Source organism: Rhodococcus sp. 06-462-5, from assembly GCF_002258315.1.
Lineage (GTDB): Bacteria > Actinomycetota > Actinomycetes > Mycobacteriales > Mycobacteriaceae > Rhodococcoides.
The window spans coordinates 63,850-83,605 of record NZ_NOYD01000060.1; the positions used below are offsets into that span (position 1 = coordinate 63,850).

20 protein-coding genes are annotated in these 19,756 nt (G+C 62.8%); 18 read left to right on the top strand and 2 right to left on the bottom strand.

The window, feature by feature from the left end; all coding sequences use genetic code 11:
• Positions 1–19 precede the first annotated feature (19 nt).
• The 17 genes from CH251_RS26165 to CH251_RS27675 all read left to right on the top strand — a co-directional run bounded on the left by CH251_RS26165 (position 20) and on the right by CH251_RS27675 (position 16,815).
• Complete coding sequence (locus CH251_RS26165) at positions 20–355, top strand: hypothetical protein (RefSeq protein WP_015586219.1); 336 nt, start codon at positions 20–22, stop codon at positions 353–355.
• Positions 356–1,032: 677 nt separating this feature from the next.
• A complete protein-coding gene (locus CH251_RS26170) occupies positions 1,033–1,335 on the top strand; it encodes a hypothetical protein (protein WP_032375878.1) in 303 nt (100 codons plus the stop codon).
• A 343-nt stretch (positions 1,336–1,678) separates the two neighbouring features.
• Positions 1,679–2,086, top strand: a complete 408-nt coding sequence (locus tag CH251_RS26175; protein WP_032375879.1) for a hypothetical protein — start codon at positions 1,679–1,681, stop codon at positions 2,084–2,086.
• Between the two features lie 151 nt (positions 2,087–2,237).
• On the top strand, positions 2,238–2,558 hold the full coding sequence (locus CH251_RS26180; protein ID WP_015586223.1) for a hypothetical protein: 321 nt from the start codon (positions 2,238–2,240) through the stop codon (positions 2,556–2,558).
• On the top strand, positions 2,555–3,274 hold the full coding sequence (locus CH251_RS26185) for an HNH endonuclease family protein (RefSeq protein ID WP_015586224.1): 720 nt from the start codon (positions 2,555–2,557) through the stop codon (positions 3,272–3,274). Before CH251_RS26180 ends, CH251_RS26185 begins: the two co-directional genes overlap by 4 nt.
• 20 nt (positions 3,275–3,294) lie before the next feature.
• Entirely contained in the window at positions 3,295–3,483 is a 189-nt protein-coding gene (locus CH251_RS26190) for a hypothetical protein (RefSeq protein ID WP_139278549.1), read from the top strand.
• A complete protein-coding gene (locus tag CH251_RS26195; protein WP_015586226.1) occupies positions 3,483–4,445 on the top strand; it encodes a DUF5131 family protein in 963 nt (320 codons plus the stop codon). The genes CH251_RS26190 and CH251_RS26195 overlap by 1 nt, the downstream gene beginning before the upstream one ends.
• The gene (locus tag CH251_RS26200) at positions 4,442–5,836 is read left to right on the top strand and encodes a DNA cytosine methyltransferase (RefSeq protein WP_015586227.1); all 1,395 of its coding nucleotides are present in this window, start codon (positions 4,442–4,444) and stop codon (positions 5,834–5,836) included. Before CH251_RS26195 ends, CH251_RS26200 begins: the two co-directional genes overlap by 4 nt.
• Before the next feature lie 142 nt (positions 5,837–5,978).
• A complete protein-coding gene (locus CH251_RS26205; protein WP_157773221.1) occupies positions 5,979–6,590 on the top strand; it encodes an NYN domain-containing protein in 612 nt (203 codons plus the stop codon).
• Between the two features lie 14 nt (positions 6,591–6,604).
• Positions 6,605–7,501, top strand: a complete 897-nt coding sequence (locus CH251_RS26210) for a DUF4407 domain-containing protein (RefSeq protein WP_179275134.1) — start codon at positions 6,605–6,607, stop codon at positions 7,499–7,501.
• Positions 7,502–7,530: 29 nt separating this feature from the next.
• Positions 7,531–7,752 (top strand): hypothetical protein, encoded by a 222-nt coding sequence (locus CH251_RS26215; RefSeq protein ID WP_143544993.1) that lies wholly within the window; start codon positions 7,531–7,533, stop codon positions 7,750–7,752.
• Positions 7,753–7,831: 79 nt separating this feature from the next.
• Positions 7,832–10,246: a DUF4407 domain-containing protein gene (locus tag CH251_RS26220; protein ID WP_015586230.1), complete on the top strand. Its 2,415-nt coding sequence runs from the start codon at positions 7,832–7,834 to the stop codon at positions 10,244–10,246.
• Positions 10,247–10,650: 404 nt separating this feature from the next.
• Positions 10,651–11,685 carry a PP2C family serine/threonine-protein phosphatase gene (locus tag CH251_RS26225; RefSeq protein WP_157773226.1) on the top strand — a complete coding sequence of 345 codons (1,035 nt, stop codon included), beginning with the start codon at positions 10,651–10,653 and terminating at the stop codon, positions 11,683–11,685.
• Positions 11,686–11,756: 71 nt separating this feature from the next.
• Positions 11,757–12,605, top strand: a complete 849-nt coding sequence (locus CH251_RS26230; RefSeq protein WP_032392088.1) for an FHA domain-containing protein — start codon at positions 11,757–11,759, stop codon at positions 12,603–12,605.
• Positions 12,602–15,346 (top strand): FtsW/RodA/SpoVE family cell cycle protein, encoded by a 2,745-nt coding sequence (locus CH251_RS26235; RefSeq protein WP_015586233.1) that lies wholly within the window; start codon positions 12,602–12,604, stop codon positions 15,344–15,346. Before CH251_RS26230 ends, CH251_RS26235 begins: the two co-directional genes overlap by 4 nt.
• A gap of 3 nt (positions 15,347–15,349) precedes the next feature.
• Positions 15,350–16,222: a hypothetical protein gene (locus CH251_RS26240; protein WP_015586234.1), complete on the top strand. Its 873-nt coding sequence runs from the start codon at positions 15,350–15,352 to the stop codon at positions 16,220–16,222.
• A gap of 422 nt (positions 16,223–16,644) precedes the next feature.
• Positions 16,645–16,815 (top strand): hypothetical protein, encoded by a 171-nt coding sequence (locus CH251_RS27675; RefSeq protein ID WP_155289038.1) that lies wholly within the window; start codon positions 16,645–16,647, stop codon positions 16,813–16,815.
• Between the two features lie 358 nt (positions 16,816–17,173).
• Here CH251_RS27675 and CH251_RS26250 read toward each other — a convergent pair whose 3' ends face one another.
• Both CH251_RS26250 and CH251_RS28110 read right to left on the bottom strand, forming a co-directional pair.
• Complete coding sequence (locus CH251_RS26250; protein ID WP_032375883.1) at positions 17,174–17,464, bottom strand: hypothetical protein; 291 nt, start codon at positions 17,462–17,464, stop codon at positions 17,174–17,176.
• Between the two features lie 1,181 nt (positions 17,465–18,645).
• Positions 18,646–18,768 (bottom strand): hypothetical protein, encoded by a 123-nt coding sequence (locus tag CH251_RS28110; protein ID WP_255032396.1) that lies wholly within the window; start codon positions 18,766–18,768, stop codon positions 18,646–18,648.
• Here CH251_RS28110 and CH251_RS26260 point away from each other — a divergent pair.
• Complete coding sequence (locus CH251_RS26260; protein WP_015586238.1) at positions 18,767–19,504, top strand: hypothetical protein; 738 nt, start codon at positions 18,767–18,769, stop codon at positions 19,502–19,504. The genes CH251_RS28110 and CH251_RS26260 overlap by 2 nt on opposite strands.
• The last annotated feature ends 252 nt before the right edge of the window (positions 19,505–19,756 follow it).

A 19,756-nucleotide genomic window follows, 5' to 3' on the forward strand; every position in this document is an offset into this window, starting at 1 on the left:
AAAAAGAAAGGCACACAACATGTCCGACACAAGTATCGAGTACAAGGCCGAGCGGCTATCCGGCATCGAGACGCCGAAAGAACTCCACGCATCGGTCGAGGGACGCGAGCGTCCGCGCATCGGCTACACCCTCGATACCCAAAGCCGGGACAACGGTGTTCGAGCGGCCAACGCTGCCGAAGGGCTGATCGCATACGCCAGACCGATCGGCCTCGAAACCGAGGAACTGACAACGGTGTTCGGAGACTTTCTGAGCGACCTGCGGCACCTTGCCGACGCCGTCGGCGTCGATTGGGACGCCGTAGACGAACGCGGTCAAGACCACTACCGCTGCGAGCTGTACGGGACCGAGTAGGGGACGCTCTGGGGAGAGGAGTGAGCGGCGGTTCGGTGCGCCGGGTCGCTGCTCGCCCCAGGCCCGTCCCCGGCACTGGGTGCGCCGGGGACGTTTTCGCTGCTGAGCCCTAGCGAACTCCGGGTCCGGTGGGTAGTGTCCTGGCGTATCGGCTTGGTGGGTGGTTCCACGAAGCCGCGGCGACGACGACTTCTGTTGTTGTCGGCGTTTTCACCAGATGAGCGGACTGACCATCCGACTTCCGAGAAGTGCAGAGGTGTGTCGAATATGAGAGTCCTCGTCCGGATCGACGGTAGGAATCATGTACCTGCGAGCAGTTCGGGTTCGTCGCGATATTGCGTGGTAGCCGTAGCGCGCGGTGTTGCGGGGGTGTTGGCTGTCTTCGCTGCATTTGCCGGCTTGGCTTGGGCTGCACTGCTGCGCCGGACCGACGATGCCGCCATCGACGGAGATCCGCGTCGTGTAGCGATGGTGTTCGCCGTTTCCTCCGTGGCGTGTGCTGTAGCAACCGGGATCGAGTGGCTGCTTCGACGGCGTAGCGGCGCAACGGATGCCAAGCCCGTTCACAGGGCACGGCCACCGAGAGAGGCTGCGTCGCGCCACCACCGGACTGTGAACTCGAATAGTCGGGCGGCAGGGGAGTTCGACAGGCCCGAGCGTCTGGCCGGTGCGACATCGTGACGAGAAGATTCGCCCCCGCACTTCGGATCGAGGTGATCGTCGTCCGCGATCCAGATGGTCCTACCCACATCCAAGTCTTCGTCGACGGTGTTCCGGCTGCAGCAACACAATTTCACATCGACGCAGGAAGGGGATGGACGTGGGGCGACTGGGCCGACACACGAGACTGCGATCTCGCGGTCATCTCATCCGGAGCGCGGGGAGCGCTCGAAGACGCCTACGACGATCCCCCCGGTGGTGACGCCGTCCGCGGCAGGATCGGTGACTGGCTGGACGGCGCTGAAAGATCGGAAAATTAAGCAGCAGAGTGATATAGCGCCGCGTTGTTGGTCGCATAGCGGCACAGAGACCAGTCAGAAATTGATCGACAGACCGACCATCTGTCCCACAGAAACGGGAGTACCCATGCAATCCTCGATCTCGACAACGCGGCCGCCCTCGGTCGACCTCTCACCGCACGCACGAGCTGCCGGCAGTACCGGCTGCAGCTCGAACAGTAAGGCGCACAGCGCCATCGCCAGCGAAGTCCATCGCCGGATGCAACACGGCCTGTCTGAGAGGTACTTTGCTGCTACTCCGAACGCCGCCGACCGCTTCCGACCAACCGTTCCTGACCATGAGCTGACGGACCACGTTTTCGAGGTGGTTTTCGGATTGCGGTGGCGGCAGGTGTTCGACTTGGCGCGCACCCTCGACGTCGAGTCCGATCTGCTGGAAACCGCACCGGAGACGGTCAGCGCCGCGTGGTGGTGCGCACCCGGCTGGCGGAAAGCGACACATGCTGCCCACACGGCGGCCTGCGGCGACAATCGGCGTCACGAACTCACAGCGACCATGAACCTGCTCGGCGTCCTCGGATGCGGGGCTGCCAGAGTCGCTGCCCGCGATGTCGGCCGAGGCTTGGTCGTACGAGATCTGATCGGTTCCGATTTCACTCAAGAGCACTACGACTACCTGACCGGGCCGTGGCGTCGCAACGTCGGCCCGGTCCATCCCGGCGACCGGCCACTAGACCAGTACCAGACGGCCCCGAACTCGCAACGCTTGTGACACCCGGGCGCATATTGCCCGCCCGGTGCAGCCACAGGAGAACGCTCCTGGGTTGCGATTCAGTGGCCGGCTGTCACAGACCTCACCGCCACGCTATCTACCCCGTGCAGGACTGCGTTTGCTATCGCGCTCACTACGAAAGGACTCCCTGATGGACCCACAATCCGGCCGAGACGGCCTCATCCACGACGTAGAGCGCCACCTCGCGGCCGAAGATGGCCGCCGCGAGGCTCGCACTGTTGCGCTTGCATGTGTCGGCTACGTCGTCGGCATGCTCGCGATCTTCAACGGGGCTCTGCCGATCGTGAAGGATCTGGTCACCGTCAGTTTGGTCATCTCCTTGGCCGGCACGTTGCTCGCTGCCTTCTCGGCTCTGACTCTGGCACTACTGCATCGTTGGTCAGACCGTTCGGACCGTAGGCGGCGCGGAAGCTGCGGGCATGCCGACTTGCCGGCGGAGGCGGTTCGATGAGCGCGCGCGGACGACTCCGCATCGCGGTGCCCATCGTGATGGCCGTACTCGCGGTCGGGACGTACACGTTCGGAACGCACGCCGATCCGCTCTCACGACTAGCGGTGGTCAACACCCCAGACCCAGCCGCGGCGAGCACGCCTGTACCCATCGCGCAGCTCCTCGCTCAGCTCGAAACGGTGGACTCGCTCGCAGACGTCGATGGATACGACCGATCCTGCAAGAAGGGCTCAGGGTGCGTGTTCGGCCCGGCGTGGACCGATGACTCGTCCGCCCCTGGATCGCACAACGGCTGTGACACTCGAAACGACGTCCTGGCAACCCAACTGATCGACGTCGAGTTCAAGCCCGGAACCCGCGACTGCAAAGTCGCAGCAGGGATACTCCACGACCCCTACACAGGATCGACGATCGACGACCTCGGGAAGATTCAGATCGATCACGTGTACCCGTTGGCGAGGGCGTGGGACGCAGGGGCGTGGGCCTGGTCGATCGACCAGCGAACCGCCTTCGCCAACGACGTCGACATCAACTTGCTCGCGGTGGACGGACGTACGAATCAGCAGAAGTCGGACAAGGGAATCGACACCTGGCTGCCACCCAACGCGCCATACCAATGCCGTTACGTCACTTCGTATCTCACCGTGGCCGCGAAATACGACCTCGACATCACCAGCGCCGATGCGCGAACAGCGTCGAGCGTCTGCAGCCAATGACCCAACGTTCGGAGGACGCCATGACCGAAACCGACCCCACCACCGACACAAACGCTGTCCCGCTCCACCCCAACCCATGGATCATCACGACCGCACCTGATCGAAACAGCTACACGATCGAATTGCCCAGCAGGGGGATCTCGTTCGCGATTGACGCCGATCTACGATTCCAGCTCCTCGATGCCCTCCACGACCCGGAAGAGCGATGATGGGCGACGCCACGGCCATCGAATGGACCGACGCAACCTGGAACCCGGTCACCGGCTGCACCGCAGTCTCGTCGGGCTGCGATCATTGCTACGCCCAAACCCTCGCTGAGCGGTTCCGCGGCACACCGGGGCACTACTTCGAGCACGGATTCGACGTCGAGATGCGCCCCGGCAAGCTCGACCAGCCGCTGCGATGGAGCCGGCCACGCCGGATCTTCGTGAATTCGATGAGCGACCTCTTCCATCCAGCAATCCCGGACGACTACATCGCCCGGGTGTTCGCGGTGTTCGCGGTGATCGCGCTCGCCCGCCAGCACACCTTTCAATTGCTCACCAAGAGACCCGCTCGGATGCGGGCACTGCTCCAGTCCGATGCCTTCCGCCGCGCCGTCGACGACGCCATCGCTGGCGTCGTCGCAGCCTTCCGCCCCGCCGATGTCTGGTACCAGAGCTGGCCGCTGCCGAACCTGTGGATCGGCGTCTCGGCCGAAGACCAGAAGACTGCAGACCTGCGAGTATGGGCGCTGCTGGACACGCCTGCAGCTCTTCGGTTCGTCTCTGCCGAACCGCTCCTCGGACCGATCGACTTCACGCGCCTACGACCCAGCAGAATCGGAGGAGCGCTGACTCGCGACGGGCTCCGTTCGGTCGAAGACTCGAAATGCGGCGGCGAGCGCGAACCAGCGCTCGACTGGGTGATCGTTGGCGGTGAGTCCGGCCGCGGGGCACGGCCTATGCATCCGCGATGGGTACGAGAGATCCGGGACCAGTGCACCGCTGCCGATGTGCCCTTTCTGTTCAAGCAGTGGGGCGAGTGGGCACCAGCGGAGGTGATCGCCAGATTCCGCGACTACCACCACTTCGACGACGGCACCGAAGTTCGACGAGTCGGCCGTAAGGCCGCCGGCCGGATCCTCGACCGACGGGTGTGGGACAGCGTGCCCGACGGAGCCGGACGATGAGAGGATCGCTCGACATCACGGCATCGGACTTCTTCTGCGGTGCCGGCGGATCTACGACCGGAATGATCGCCATCCCCGGGGTGAGGGTATCGGCAGCGTCGAACCACTGGGACAAGGCAATCGAGACGCACCAGTACAACCACCAGCACACCGAGCACATCCTCGCGGACCTCTCTCAGATCACTCCGAAGCTGTTTCCTCGCACGACAATCGGATGGTTCAGCCCCGAATGCACCTGGCACTCGAATGCTCGCGGGGCCAAGCGCCTCGCCGCGCAGATCTCGTTACTGTCCGACGACCTACCGTCCGAGGCCGCCGAGCGATCGAGGGCGACGATGTGGGACGTCGTTCGGTTCACCGAGTATCACCGATACGAATTGGTTTTCGTCGAGAACGTCGTCGAGATCTACTCATGGCCTCTCTACAGGCCATGGATCGCGGCGATGCACGCCCTCGGTTACGAACATCGCCTTATCTGCCTGAATTCGATGCACTCATGGACTTTTGGGACACCAGCGCCGCAGTCCCGCGATCGCCTCTATGTGTGCTTCTGGAAGGCCGGCAACCGGGCACCTGACTTCGAGACCGTGGTCCGTCCGCCGGCAACCTGCTCTCGCTGCGGGCCCGTGCGTGCGTTGCAGGCCTGGAAGAACCCAGGGGTGGCTGTGGGTAAGTACCGTAGCCAGTACTCCTACCGGTGCCCCGCACGTGCGTGTGCGGACACCGTGCTCGAGCCCGACTGGCTCCCTGCCTCGACCATCATCGACTGGACCAAGACCGGCCAGCGGATAGGGGACCGCACTCGTCCGTTGAAGCCGAAAACGATCGCACGAATCCAGGCCGGCATCGACCGGTATTGGGCAGCTCCGCATGCCGAGGACGCGAGAGAAGCCGCGGGCACGCTGTTCGAGTATCGGCAGGCAAGATCACGGCCGTCTGAGGGGCGGGCCCCGGTGTTCGAGCCGTTCGTGTCGGTGCTGCGGGGCCAGTCGAAGAATCATCGAACCTCGGAGGCGCTGTCGACCGTATCCGCGGGCGGCCGCCATCATGCGGTGATCACCCCGTTCATCGCAGAGCTGCGAGGTGGAGGTTCGACTGCGCGATCGGTCAGCGACGCTCTCTGCACCGTGACGGCATCGGGTAACCACCATGGCTTGGTCGTGCCCGCTGCCGCTCACCATCGAAAGTCCACACGCCGACCGATCGCTGTCGAAGACCTGTCCTTCAGAATGCTCGACGTACCGGAACTCAAAGGCGCAATGGGCTTCGCGTCGACGTACGTTCTACGCGGGGGAACCAAGCAGCGAAATGTTCGGATGTGCGGAAACGCGGTTACCCCACCGACCTCGCGAGATATCGTGGGAGTCGGCGTGCAGAGCTTGAGCCGTTGACATCGGCCAAACAGTCGTTCTGTAGTTGCATTCAAGGTTCCCGGGCAAAGGGGACGCACCGATTCTGTTGTCGTCGCCTCTCCTCCAGTTTGATCATCGTCAGACCCCGTATATGCGGGTCCTGACGGAGATCGGAGAAGTCATGAGCGACGACCGGGCTAGCCGAATCGATCCATCCAGATTGCACTTGCTCGACATCGAGAACATGGTGTCCGGCGACGTTTCCGCTGTCCGATGCTCCGCCTGGTGGGCGGACTACGTCACCGATGTGGGTGTCGGAGAGCGTGACCAGATTACGGTCGCCGCAGCCTGGCGACATGCCGCGCCGGCATTCTTCGCCGTCCCGGCGAACGCTCGGCGTATCGGTGTCACGTCCGCGCCGGATGCCGCGGACCTCGCGTTGCTCGATTCGGTGGATGTGGGCAGGGTGGCTCACCAGCACGATGAGGTGATCATCGCGTCCGGGGACCACATCTTCGCACCGCTTGCACGCGCGCTCCGGGCTGCCGGCGTTCGAGTCGTTCAGGTCGTTGCCTCCGGCGTCGGTGTGAGCGCCGAACTGTACTGCAGCTGTGACGATCTGATCTGTCTTCGTGGATCGGACCGTGTTGTCGAGGCGCATAACGCGCATTCGACGAGCGCAGCGCGGCGTGGCCCACGTGCGTCCGAGCGCAGCTCGGGTGTCGCCGTGTTCGCAGCGCGGATGGCCGATAGTCGGCCGCAGTTACGGACTACCGATCGGGCAGCGCAATGAGCGGGGAAGGCAGCGTGACGTCCTACGACGACGAGGAGCCAACGGTCTATCCGGACGGGTCGGTCGGCGGCGGAGTCGAGCGAGGGGGTGAGGAATTGAGCGGCCAGTACGGGCCGAGTCGTTTCTCCCAGGCGCTCGTGTGGTGCGCCGGCCCGACGTACGTACGTACTGCGCCCGTTGGTACATGGACTCTGCTGCAGAGCGTCGGAGTAGCTGGTTTGTTCTCGACAATGATCGTCGCGCTGAGCGCGACGATCATTGCGGGGCTTGCCGACATGGGTCCTGTGTGGGCATCGATCGTCAGCGTCGTTGTTGCCGCCCTCTACTTTTCGTATCGCCGCCTCGTGGTGGCGACCGTGGCGTCCACCGTGTTCGCGCGGTCGCGACGAACCGGATCGCATCTCGTCAGTGTGGCCGTCATGGCGTCCGTGAGCGTGCTCACTGCCGGGACGGGTTCCTGGGTGTTCGGGATGGCGATCTTCGGGCAAGAGGTTCGCTCTCAGGTCGCGGTGAACGTGGCGATGCATCAACAAGACGACTTGAACGAGTGGTACCGCAGCCGAGAAGCCAACCGTGATGTCGCGTCGAGGATGTACGCCGAGCAACTGTCGCAGCCTGCGCAGATGCGAGACAGCCTGCAGGACGCAGTCTCCGGTCTTGAAATGCGCGAAGCCGGGGCCTGGCAAATGGTGATGTGCGAGATGACGTCTTCACCCGATTGTTTTTCCGGCACAGGCGAAGTAGGAATAGGCCCTCGGTCGGTGGCGGCCAATGAAGAGCTGGATGCTGTCACCACTGAGCGCACTTCGGCCCAGCAGCGGCTTGCCGAGTACACCGTCTTTCCGGTGCCTGCCCCCTTCGACGCAGTCCAACTTGCAACGTGGGATACTCGAAACAGACGACCGAGTTGACGCCCTACGATTCCGACCGCTGTCAGGGCATGCTGCTGGTCGAATCGAGCGTCGACCAACTCGCCCCGGAGCACCCACCCGCGCGCTCGAGCAACGGGCTTCTCCCGCACCTCGAGGCATTCGGTTCCTTGCTGTGGAACTCCGAGAACGCGGGCCCGGTCTGGCTCGTCGTGGTCGGGCTGTTCTTCGTTCTGGTCAGCGTGGATCTCCTACCTCTGTTGTTTCTCGTGCAGAGCGGCCGACGCGGATGACTTCTAGTTACTTCAACACCTGCGACCATCGTGATGCCGATCCCGTCGGCGTTCAGCAGCATTCGGAAAGGCCACGGCCATGACAACCCCCACCCGACCGGACACGATCACTCGACCCGGCCCCATCGCACGCTTTCTACTCGGTTGCTGCGGTGCCAACTGGATGCACATCAAGGAAAAAGCGGAGCTCAACTGGTACTGCAGCCTGGGGATGTCGGTGATCGTGACCTCGATCATCTCGGGCATTTCCGCAGTGCTGCTCGCTACCACTGGCTACTCGAATCTGCCGCTGGCGCTGGTGATTGCCATCGGAGTGGTGTGGACGATCGTCGTGTTCAACGTCGACCGCCTGATCGTTTCCCGGCCGCTCACCTCGTCGCGGTGGCGGAGCAAATTCAGCCTGTTCTTCGTGCGCTTTCTCCTCGCCGCGGGCATCGCGATCTTGATGGCCGAGGGCGTTGAGCTGACGCTTTTCGACGACGAGATCTCAGCGCAGGTCGATCGAGACAACAATGCTGCAGCAGTCCGGCAGCAGAACGAGTACAACCAGGCTCGGCTCGATGCCAAGGCATCGGCAGAGCAGAGGTACAAAGAGCAAATCGAGTACCCGAACACAGCCGTCGACCGTCTCACGGCCTCGGTCGATGCCGCGACGAAACAGGTCGAGGACGCGAATCGCGTGCTCAAGTGCGAATCAAACCCGGCACCGGACTGCGAGACGGGAACCGGCATCCCGGGGCTCGGCGCAGAAGGACAAGAGGCCTCCGCTGCAGTCGCGAGAGCGAACGAAGCGCTTCAGCGAGCAGTCGCTGCGCGCCAGGACTACACGGTGATACTCAAACCATCAGGCTTCACCGCCGACCAGTTGCAAGCGTGCGGCCAAGGACCGACGAGCACTGACCTGACACAGCAGGCCATCGATACATGCCAAGCACAGATTCTGGTCAGCGAACAGGTCAACGCTGTACCGGTACCCAGCGAGGCTGACACCAGCCAGAACGGGCTACTGCGTCGGATCGTCGCGCTGTCCTCACTTGCCTCCGGAGAACACGGAACCACTATCTGGGCAGTACGCATCCTGTTGTTCATCGTGCTCGCCAGCATCGATCTGGTGCCGTTGACCGCGAAGTTCGTCGGCGGCACCACCGGTCATGACGCGCGGGTCCGCAAGGACAGCATCGACGCGAACAACGAACTGGCCGAGAAGATCAACGACTCTGTGCACGCTGTTCCACACTTCCTGGAAAAGCAGAGGGGATGGAAGAAGCCCGCGGCCGATCAACGCCGCGCGTTCTTCACCGACGTCTTCGAGAAACAAGCCGACGACATTCGGGGGCGCTGGCAATCCCCGACCAACGCCCGTGACGATGTTCTCGATGAGCCGGAGACACTCGTCGACCCGGACTCCGAACCGACGAACGGTGTCGGACCCGGATACGTCCTCCGAACGACTGACGGGGACAAATTCCAGCTCGTGGAACCACTCCCGGACGCTCGAACACGGTGGTACGACCTCTGGCTGTGCACCAGAAAAGATCGTGAGGACGAAGACCAAACGACTCGGGAGGAATACTTCGTAGCCAAGATCGGGAAAATCGATCCTGCGTTTGCGCCGGCCAAGCAGCCAGCGTTAAAAGGGCTCGAACGCGACGTTCTCGCTCGGCTCATTCCGTTGGGTCGGCACCATGTCGTCGACATAGTCAGTGGACAAGACGTGCAGCTAGACGACGATTCCGAGAGACCGTTCATCGTCATGAGGCACTACCCGCTAGGCGATATGAAGAAGTACGTGGAGGACCGATGGGGTAACGAAGTGCCGATACTTCCACTGCTGGAGTTGATCCACCAGACGCTGGAAGCTCTGCTCGTGACGCACCGCGCCGGCTTCCTGCACCTCGACATCAAGCCTGCCAACGTCCTTGTCGACTTGATCAATGGAGAACCTCACGCTGTGCTCACCGACTTCGGTATCGCCGGAGCGACCCGCGCATTCGATCAAGCAGGGTTCACCGACATGGACTCCACCTTCACCGGCACGTACAACTACGCCGCGATCGAACAGATCCTCCCGGGGCGCGGACTCGGCCATCAAACGGCACTGTGCGACCTGTGGTCAGTGGGCGCAATGGTCTATCGGCTCATCTCGGGGGCGTACCCGCGTGACTTCGCCGAGTCCCGTTGGGTCGACATGCCCCTGCTCGACAACGGCAAAGTCGACCGCCGATCGGACGAGTACCGACGGTGGCTGGAAAAGACCAGGCCTGACGCGCCCCGGCTGGACGTCATCACCCCCGGTGTGCCTACGCCGCTTGCTGATCTCGTCGAACGATGGCTATCGAACAACCCACTCGATCGAGTTGATCGCACTGCTCTGACGTTGGCCGAGGGTGAGAGCCTGTCCGACCCCGGTGCGCTGCTCGAGAACCGCGGTGACGAAGCCGTGATGTCGGACGCTCTGGCACGCCTCGGCTCGACGGTCAGGGGCATACGATGAACAAGCATCTACCACTGAGAGAGGCACGTGCGATGGTCCCCAACTCTTCGCCAGTTCCGCCCGCGAAGATCGGGATCCGCGAGGCACTGCGTACCCGGATAGCCTGCGCTGCGTTGTGGATCGTTTTCGTCGCTGTGCTGGTCTTCGGTGTGGGGAGAATCGACTTCGTCCGTGACAACGCCGCACTGGCAGTCTTTCTCGTGGGAAGTGTTGTCCCACTGATGGTGTGGCGGTTTGCTGGTATTGGCATTTCAGACCTGAAGTATCGCCGCGAACGTGGGCAAGGGCTTGGGTCCCAGGCCGGTGCTTCATGGACCGATCGCGAGGAACAGACAGAACACGATCCCTTCGATCCTGTGGCGCAATCACAGGCCGCCTCCCCCCGCCGCGACGATCGGAATGACATGTCTCGCAACCTGTTCGACTTCCACGATGAACGCCGTCCGGAGCGAACACCGGCACCGCAACCGTTCGGTCCCGACCGGGTGCTACGGCAAGCGAGTCCGGACGATTTCAGTGCGCCTCGTGCAACGGTCAACCCGGACAGCCTGACCGTCACCCGTCACGTTCCACTCGGCGGTGAAACCGACTCTGTGCAAAGCGAAATGACCGATATCGGTGTGCCCCCTGCGTCTCGCGTAATCGATCGTGGCGAGCCCAGTACGAGTACGAGCACCCGAGGCGGAGCCCTTGACCGGTTGTTCGGCCGATCGACGGACCGGATCGATACCGAGGAATCGACAGTAGGTCGAATACTGTCGTTTCCCGGCGGCGGCGGTGGCGCACTCTTCTTCGACGCCGACAGCGCGACGGACGCCGGCCCGCGCAAAGAAAATCAGGACTGGGCGATCCTCAGCGGGTCTTTGCTGGGTATAGCCGATGGGGTCGGCGGGCGGTCTGCCGGCGGTCAAGCATCTCGCGCTGCGCTGCGGGCAGTCCGCGATGCGATCGAGGAAGACGGCATGAGTCTGGCGTCGGCGGTTACGCGTGCGAACACCGACGTCCGCGCGCGCCAGGACGACGACCCCGCGGATCGAGGAAGAGCAACGACTCTGGATATCGTTCACTTGGATGAAACCGGCTATCTGTACGGCGCCCATGTCGGTGACAGCCGCGTCTACATTCTTCCTGCGCGAGGTCGGCGACTGAGAAGATTGACGGCAGACCATTCGACCGGCAACACGCTCACACGCAGTATCGGTGGTGCGCGGTCGGTCACGCCCGATGTGTGGGCCCACGAGGCAGAACCAGGCGACATCGTGCTCGTCGCCACGGACGGTCTGTGGAAAGGCTCACTGCACGAGAATGACATCGAATCAACGTTGGTGGAGGCGCGACAACGCTCCACGATTCACATCGCAGAACGCCTCGTTGAGATTGCCAAAACCGGTGCGACCGACAACATCACAGTGATCGTGGGCCGAATCCAGCGCGCGTGAACTACAGAATCCATCGGTTCTGTTCGTGAAGGCCGTAGCGCGTCATGCTTTCCTCGACCGAGGAGGAAAGCATGACTGCTCTGATCATCATCGCAGCACTGGTCGCTACAGCCGCTGTCATTGCGAAAGTGGTTCGGACCCAACGCGCACAGGGCACTTTCGCGGGGAACGCTCCTCGCGCCGTCTCCAAGACGGTGCAGGAGCGTCTTCGGGTTCCTCTACCCACCCCCGAAAACGTTAGTGTCCGGGTTCTGGACAAGATCGTGAGCGGTGCGATCGGCACCGCTCGAACGAAGTTCATGCCGGTAGGCGTGCTCCTCGAACTCGCTCCGGAGATGTATGAACGCGTCGTGCCGATCTGGGTGCAGTTCTCCCGTGAACTGGGAGAAGATCTCGCCGCCCGTGCTGAAGCAGAATCGTGGAACTACTCCGGCGTTGCGTTCTCCCTCCGCGCAAACCCGGCTCTCGGCCGACGAGATGTCGAGGTAGTACTTCGCTATCCCGACGGCGACGACTCTCCGACCGACCAAGTCGGCGACGTCCCTCGCCGACCGCGCGGCGAGGACGACATCACCGATGTCGCGCCGGGTGACGCCTCCGAGCTGTGGTTCGCCGATCTGCCCGACGGTCGACGCGTCGCTCTTCGCAAGGGTCGGCGCTACGTGGTCGGCGCATCCTCCACATCCGACATTGTCGTTTCCTCGCGGACCGTCTCACGGGCACACGCTGCCCTGCGCTGGCATCCCGCCGCTCAGGTGGTCGAAGTCGAAGATCTCGACAGCACCAACGGCACCTGGCTCGACAACAGCCGGGTGGCCCCCCGCGAACCGAGGGCGGCGACGTCCGAGTGCGTGATCCGACTGGGAAAGCACGACCGGATACGTCTGGTGAAACGAAGTGCCTCGGGGGCGTCGAGATGATCGCCGACATGCTCGCGACGCTGTCCGTACTGGCGCTCACAGTTCTCGCCCTCCTGCGGGTACACACGGAAGCGGTGGCGACTCGACCAGCAGGTGGCGGCGCACCCGGTTTCAGCGGCGGGCAGAGTTCCAGCGACCTCGCGGCTCTTGGGGGACCTCCCGCGCTGGTGCTGACTGCAGCAGCCCAGCTGGGTTGGTCCGTGCAGCATTCGTTGCTCTACGTCGCGGCGGCAGCGGTGGTTCCGATCGTGTTGTGTGCGTTCGTTCGGCGCGTTGTGGGCGCATCCGCCTCCCTCGTGATCCCAGTCGCCGCCTGGACCCTCACGTGCCTCGGTGCCGTGACGGCGGAGAGGCTCTATCCGGGTAGCGGCGTCGACCAGGCGCGGTGGGCCTTGGTCGGGGTGGCCGCGTTCCTCGTCGCTGCGTGGATCGGCAGTACGTGGAACACCACCGCTCGCTCGATCACGGGGACAGGCGTAGCGGTCGCAGGTTGTGTCGCACTGACGCTTCCCCTCATGCCCGGGATCGGCGTACTAGTCAACGGTGCCCCTGGTTGGATATCTGTCGGGCCCTTCGTCGGACAGACGGGCGATCTGGCCAGAATCCTGATCATCATCGGATTGGGATCGATGCTGTATGCCGCAGGACCAGCGCTGCGAGCGGGAAGGGTTACGCCCGCGTTGCTAGCCTGCTGGCCGGTCGCCTTCGCCGCGGCCCTCGGTGGCTACGCATCCGACCTCGGTCCGGTACTCGTGCTCACCGGTGCAGTAGCAGTCATGCTGATCGTGTGCGGCCCGCCACCGCGCGTCTGGATCGGATTTACGGCCGTCGGTACAGTCCTCGTCGTCGCAACCTTTTTCGGTGTGGGAAAGCTCCGCGCCCGCATCGACCAGATGTTGAACCCCATCACGTCCGACGGACAGCTTCAGAACACAGGCGCGGCACTTCGGTCGTTCGCGACCGGAGGCTGGCTCGGCACCGGCTTCAACAACGGATCCCCGCTCGACGTCGCCAACGTAGAGAACGACTTCGTCCTCGCCGGCATCGGAGAGGAACGGGGAGCGATAGTGGTCATAGCAATCTGTTGCCTATTCGGTGCCTTGGTCACCGCCTGCTGGCTGTCGGCAATCCGTGCCACCAGCGCAGGGCCACGCCTGATCTCGACCGGCCTGGCAGCCATGGTGTCCGTGCAAGCCCTGTACGTCACGCTCGCCACCATCAACAAGGTGCCTGTCACGGGGATGGTCGTCCCGTTCCTCTCCAACGGAGGAAGCTCGCTGACCTGTATGTGGATCGCCGTCGGGCTTATCGTCGGCATCGGATCCCACCGCTGGCGGCCGGTTCCAAGCGTCCCCGAACTCCGCGTTGTCGCACGCGTCGACCGAACGAAGTGGGCGATCCTCGGACTGTGGTTGATCGTCATCACTTTGGTTGCCTGGCAAACCGTCGTACCCGAAGTTCCCGCACGAACCGCAGCCCAGGATGCCGCGTCACGAAACCCCGGCCCGGTTGTCTTCCGCGACGGGACGCCGTTCCTCGTCCCATCGACGATGCGTGACGCGACCACCGATGCCGACGTGCAAACCCGCACCCTGGAGTCGTCGATACCGCAGCTCAACGGAGACATCGACGCCGCCTACTTCGTCGCCACGAACATGAGCGCCGGCACTTGCTTACGACCATGGCTGGAACACCTTGTTGTGAAGAAGGCATGCGAATCACCGACAATGGTCACCTCCCTCGATTCAGCGGTCCAGACCGCTGCCCGCGACGGTCTCGAAACCCGCGGATACGAAGGGGACGTCGTAGCCTTGGACCTCAAGGACGGCAGTATCCTCGGCCTCTACTCACACCGCTCGGACCAACACTCCTATGACGCCGGCTACCCGGCGGTGTATTCGCAAAGCGCACCGGGATCGACGTTCAAAACCATCGTCGCAGCCAGCGCCCTGAGCGCAGGACAGAACACCACCACGCCGGTTCGCGACGAATACACACCCCCGGGCGGGGTCGGCATCGTCCACAACGCCGGCAACATCGAAGGCGGCGGCGATCTGACCCAGGCACTTGCGGAGTCCAGTAACACCGCATTCGCCGAGATCGCCATCCGAACCGGTCTGCAGTCGATCACCCAGATGACCGCGGTGCTCTCCGCCGATTCCGCCGACTTCCCGACTCACCCCGGCATCGTCGTGGGAGGCGTCGGCGACGACCCAGATGCGCTTGCGCGCACGGGATTCGGTCAGCAGGACGTCCGCGCATCACCGTACGAAATGGCCGTGGCGGTGGGCCGACTCGCGACGAACGGAGCACTACCCCGCGCGCGGGTGCAGCTAGGGCAATGCACAGACGACCAGCTGGATGTCGACTCCGTTACGTCGCCACCGGCAACCGCACTCGTTCTCGACAACCCGGTTACCGGACCCGTGCTCGACGGTATGCGGGCGGTCGTGCAGGACGGACACGCAGGCGAGCTCGGGATTCTCGACATGCCGGTCGCCGCGAAGACCGGCACCGCGGATGACGACCGCGGTTCCTACGACGGCTGGGTAGTCGCACTCGCGCCGGCAGAGAACCCCGAAATAGTCATCGCCGTCCGAATCTTGGGCGGTGAACAGTCGCCTCGATCCGGTGCAGCGGATGCCGCTCCCGTCGCAGCCGAGGTAGCGGTGGCGGCAATCGACGCAGTACGAGAAGATATCGGCCCGTGTCGCAAACCACAAGGAACGCAGGGAAAATAGTTCATGACGGCAACGAATTACACCACGGTCGAAGTGTGGGCCTCGGACATCGTCAAGTACCGAGATGACGGTGCGAACAACAGGCGCGTCCCCGTCGTAAGGTTCAGCCCGCCGAAACAGGTCGGACCTGCGATCCAGCTGGAGGAAGGGGACCGCCTCGAAATCGGTAGGCCCACCAAGAACGTCACCGACGGATACAGACGACTAGATGTGCCGGATGCACATAAGGCGTTCTCTCGGAACAGTTTTTTGATCACGGAGAGGGCGGACGCGACGCAGGTTAGGACCAAGCAGCGCGGAGGCTGCCATATCCAGTGGTGGGGTCACGCAACCGCTAGAGCGCTGAGAATGAACGAGAATTTTTTCGTGACAACGGACCCCACGTCGTTCCGAGTCGATTGCTCGGGACCGTTGGAACGCGGTCAAACGACATCCCACGAGCAGGCAGTCTGGGTGCTCGTACATCCGGGCAGGGTGCATCGGTTGCCACCGACGTCCCCGAACTATGTTCCGGGCGAATTAGAAACCGGTCTCACAGCCGGAGAAGACCCGACTGACCAGTACTTCTACCCAAAGGTCGTGCCGGGGACCAAGGCGCATCGGGAGTATCTGGCCGCACTCGATCTAATCGAATGGCACTTCAGCGATCTTCTGGAGTGGCCGCCGCGTTTCGAGCCTTCGGCGAGCAGGCCCGGGCTCTCTGGCGAGCGTCAGAAGGTGCTGCTTTTCCGTCACGCCCTGACCCAAGTCGGGCACCACGTCGATGCCGACGCCATTCACGCTCTCCCGGATTCGTTTCTACAGTGGATCGTCGCGCACAACATGCTGTCGTTCCACGATCATCGGCAAGACTCGCGCCTGGGATCGCTCGACTAGAGCGATCCCCGATCACTGTCCGGGCGTATCGCCGTGTTCTGTCAAGAATGCGGGCGAAACACACTGACTCGGCACGGCTGTACGACCGCAGTGATCAGGGCGTCCGCCAAGGTGGGATCGCTCGCAGGAAGCGATCCCACTGCAAGCACCAGCCTGTTATTTCGAGTGACGTCTCGCGCCGCCCACGTTTCCGGGAACGCTGCCATGTCGTCCTGACCGTCGGCCGACTCGGCTGCACGATTGGTCGTCCGCGCTCCGCCGTCGAACGCCGGCCGAACCACACACCCAGACGCGAGCATTACAGCCAAGCACACCTTCGCAACTACCTCGGCGCGTCCGGACCGGGCTACGAGCTGCTGGGACGCCGCCTCTATCAGATCAAGAAACTCCTGATCTCCGTCGCCGAGTGAGGTCAAATATTCGTGCCACGGCTGCGCGTACGGACGTTCGGTCAACGCGACTCGTCGAGCGCGTGCGAGTTGCTGTTCGAGGACGAGATCAACGGTAGCGCGGCGCAGTTCGATCGGACCCCGAACATCAACAGCGTGAACCCGAATAGTGTTGTTGCTGTGGGCCGCTACCGGATCCCGTGAGACGTGGGAATGGATACGAAAGTTTTCGGTTCCGGTGTGGATCACAGTGCAATCGTCCCCGGCCGAGTCGGTGCTCAACAGGATCGATGAGTTCTGCTCAGCAATTCACGACGGGTCACTGTTGTTGTCACGTGCGCGACGTCGAGGGTCGTTCAATCAACTACGCTGGGTGGGCAATCCTCTTGCAGGGCTATGGGGCGGGGCTGCGTAACTGTGTCGAGCGACGGCTTCCCCGCCTGGCGGCAAACCAGCTCCAAACCGGGTTGTCGAGCGATGCAGTTCGATCAGGTACTTGGCAAGCCCGGCGAGCTCGTCGCGGAGACGCAGAGACCGAGACCAAGGGGCGGTCACCTGCTAGCTAGATGCCTGCGATCACGTCGTCGCGAAGCGCGTCGGACGACTTAGTGAGGCTCTGTGCTGCGGCAGCAAGTGCTCCTGAGATCAGTCTGAGCTGGTTCCCTTCAGCAGGTTGCCCAGCCTCGGTAGCTGCAGCGTAGGTGTCGAGAACGAGAGCTAGGCGAGCCAGTTCTTCCTGCGTTTGCGCAAGGTCTCGCTTGGTGCCGTCCAGTGTGGACTGCAGAGATTGAATGCGGAGGCCGGCGTCGTGGATCGTAGAACTGGCCTGGTCCAGCGAACTGGTGAGCGTCATGCCCGCGAGAATACATCGCGAATACGAGGTCGAAATGGGAGCTATCAACGCTGTTGGTGGCGGAGCGGCCGCGCCGTGGGCTATCCAAGGTTCGAGTAACTGATGGGTTCGTGGCCGTCCTCTGGCCAGGCAAGCGCAATGTATTTCTGGACGTCTGTCGAGGGTCTATCGAAGCGGTATGAAGCAGGTTGTACCGTCGCGCTGTTCTCGGGCACCCCAAGGCCGAGGTTCAGATTGAGTGCCCCGAATTGAACTGTTGCACCGCATACCTCGTCGTCAATTGTTTGGTTGATGACGCCGATGGATTCTGGCGTGCCCTTGGGATCGACTCGGTGCCTTCGAGCGTGCAGTCCCCATCGATTAGGGAACAACGCTCCGCGCCAAAGAATATCATGGAGCGCAACCCCTGGTTGTGTCCTGACTGACTTGAGGGGTGTGCCGGCCGCACCGAAGGAGCGTGAGGCCACGCCCCCGAGAACGAGTTTGAGGAGCCAAAGTTGTAGTCGTGGTCCACTGAGAAGGAGGAAATGATCGTCGGCCGGCCCCAGGAAAGGTGCTGTCGTGCTCGCCAAGGACAACTGCATGTCCCGTACTGCCTGAAAGAACTGTCCTGCAATGGAATCCAAAGGTGACAATGCATTGTTGTGGCGCTCACAGAGGATCTTCGAGGCTAGTGCTTTTGTGCCTACCGATTTCGATGCTCCATGCAGCCACGGTGCGCCGCTGAGCATGGGTGCTTTTCCGTCGATGTGCAGCTGCCGGTGAATGTTGGCACTGATCCAATGCTCTCTACTGATCTTGTCGGAACAGTCTGCTCCTGCCTGGCCGAAGCACTCGGGGTGTGCGTAGCCAGTGCGAGCATCGTTCAGGAGGGGTGGCGGTTCCGAGACGATCCAGCGACCGGCTGCAGTCGCATGGCAGGACCGCGTCCGCCGGCGGGATCCGCAGAGGCAGGCGTCCTCGAGATCGGGTCCCACCCGTTTGGTACTCCGCTTGTATCCGGAGGAGGTGAAGACGGAGTCGTCGAGAAGAGGAAAGGGACGGGGCACCTGAGCGATCCTATTCCGGCATTGGCTTCGGACAGGGCGCACCCGGTCCCCGGCACCGAGTGCGCCGGGGACAATTGCGGCCGCTGCCGGGTTGCGTCTTGTCGATAGATGTGATCCCAAACGCTTTGTTTATCAACGTGTTTCGATGACTCCTACGTCTTCCAGTGCAAGTGTTTCGATGGTAGATTCAGAGGCGTTCTGTTGATCGGCGGACTGACCATCCGTCACCCGAATTGAGAGGCTGAAATCTGCCATGACATCGATCGTCGATTCAGTGTTGCCAGTTGCGTCCGTGCTCGAGGTGGTCTTCGACAACGGGTCTCTAGGGGGTGCTGACTGGTCGAACCGGGCCGTCGTGCTCGAGGCCTTGCCAGAGCCCCTGGTTGCGGGATACCCCGCAGAGGGGGCCTATGTGCAGATAAGTGATGGAAGCGGCGGTATCGCCGCGTCGGGATGGTTCTCGGTGGACGAGCGCAATGCCACCGAGACCCATGCAAGCGTTGCTGTCGTGTGGCGTGAGCCGTTGATGGCCGTCGAGCACACCTACAAGAGCTGGACGGGGTTGGTGCGTACACGTGACATCTCACCGGTCACGGTGTCACCTGGGGCCGCTCCCGCGTGGTTCGGTGAGTATGTGCGGCCGATCCACGAACGGGCCGCCGTCGAACGGACCTTGCAGGCCGTACGCGAGAGCGCCAATACCGAGCGTGCGAACCATCGCGAGTGGGTCAGGCGGATGAGCGAGTCCGCGTGCGAATGGGCGGACGAGAACAGTCTGTGCAGCGAGTTCGAGAGGTTCTGCGAACAGTGGGGGCTCGAAGGCCGAGAACGTGACTTCGATGTAGAAGTGAATGTCACGGTTGCATTAACAATGACGCGATCGGCGCGTAGCCAAGAAGATGCGGACGAGGCCGTAGATCTCGACGATGTACGGCAGCATCTACGAGACAATTTCTCGTATCTCGATGTGAATTTCACTGTGGGTGAGTAGTAGTCGCACGGGAAGTGGGGTACGCGCAGCGTGCCCCACTTCCCGGTAGCGGTCTACTTGGTCGGGGCGCGCAGCGGTCCGAAGGTGTACTAAATGCGAAAGATGTTGGAAGACAACCAAGATAGGTGATCCGTTGGCCGTTGGCGCGCAGCGCCCGGCAAGGAAAGACCGCAATAGGCCGCCTTGGCGGCCGGCTTCTGGCGGTGGGCGCGCAGCGCCCACCAGAGCCTCCGCATTCAATCTCTGCAGTCC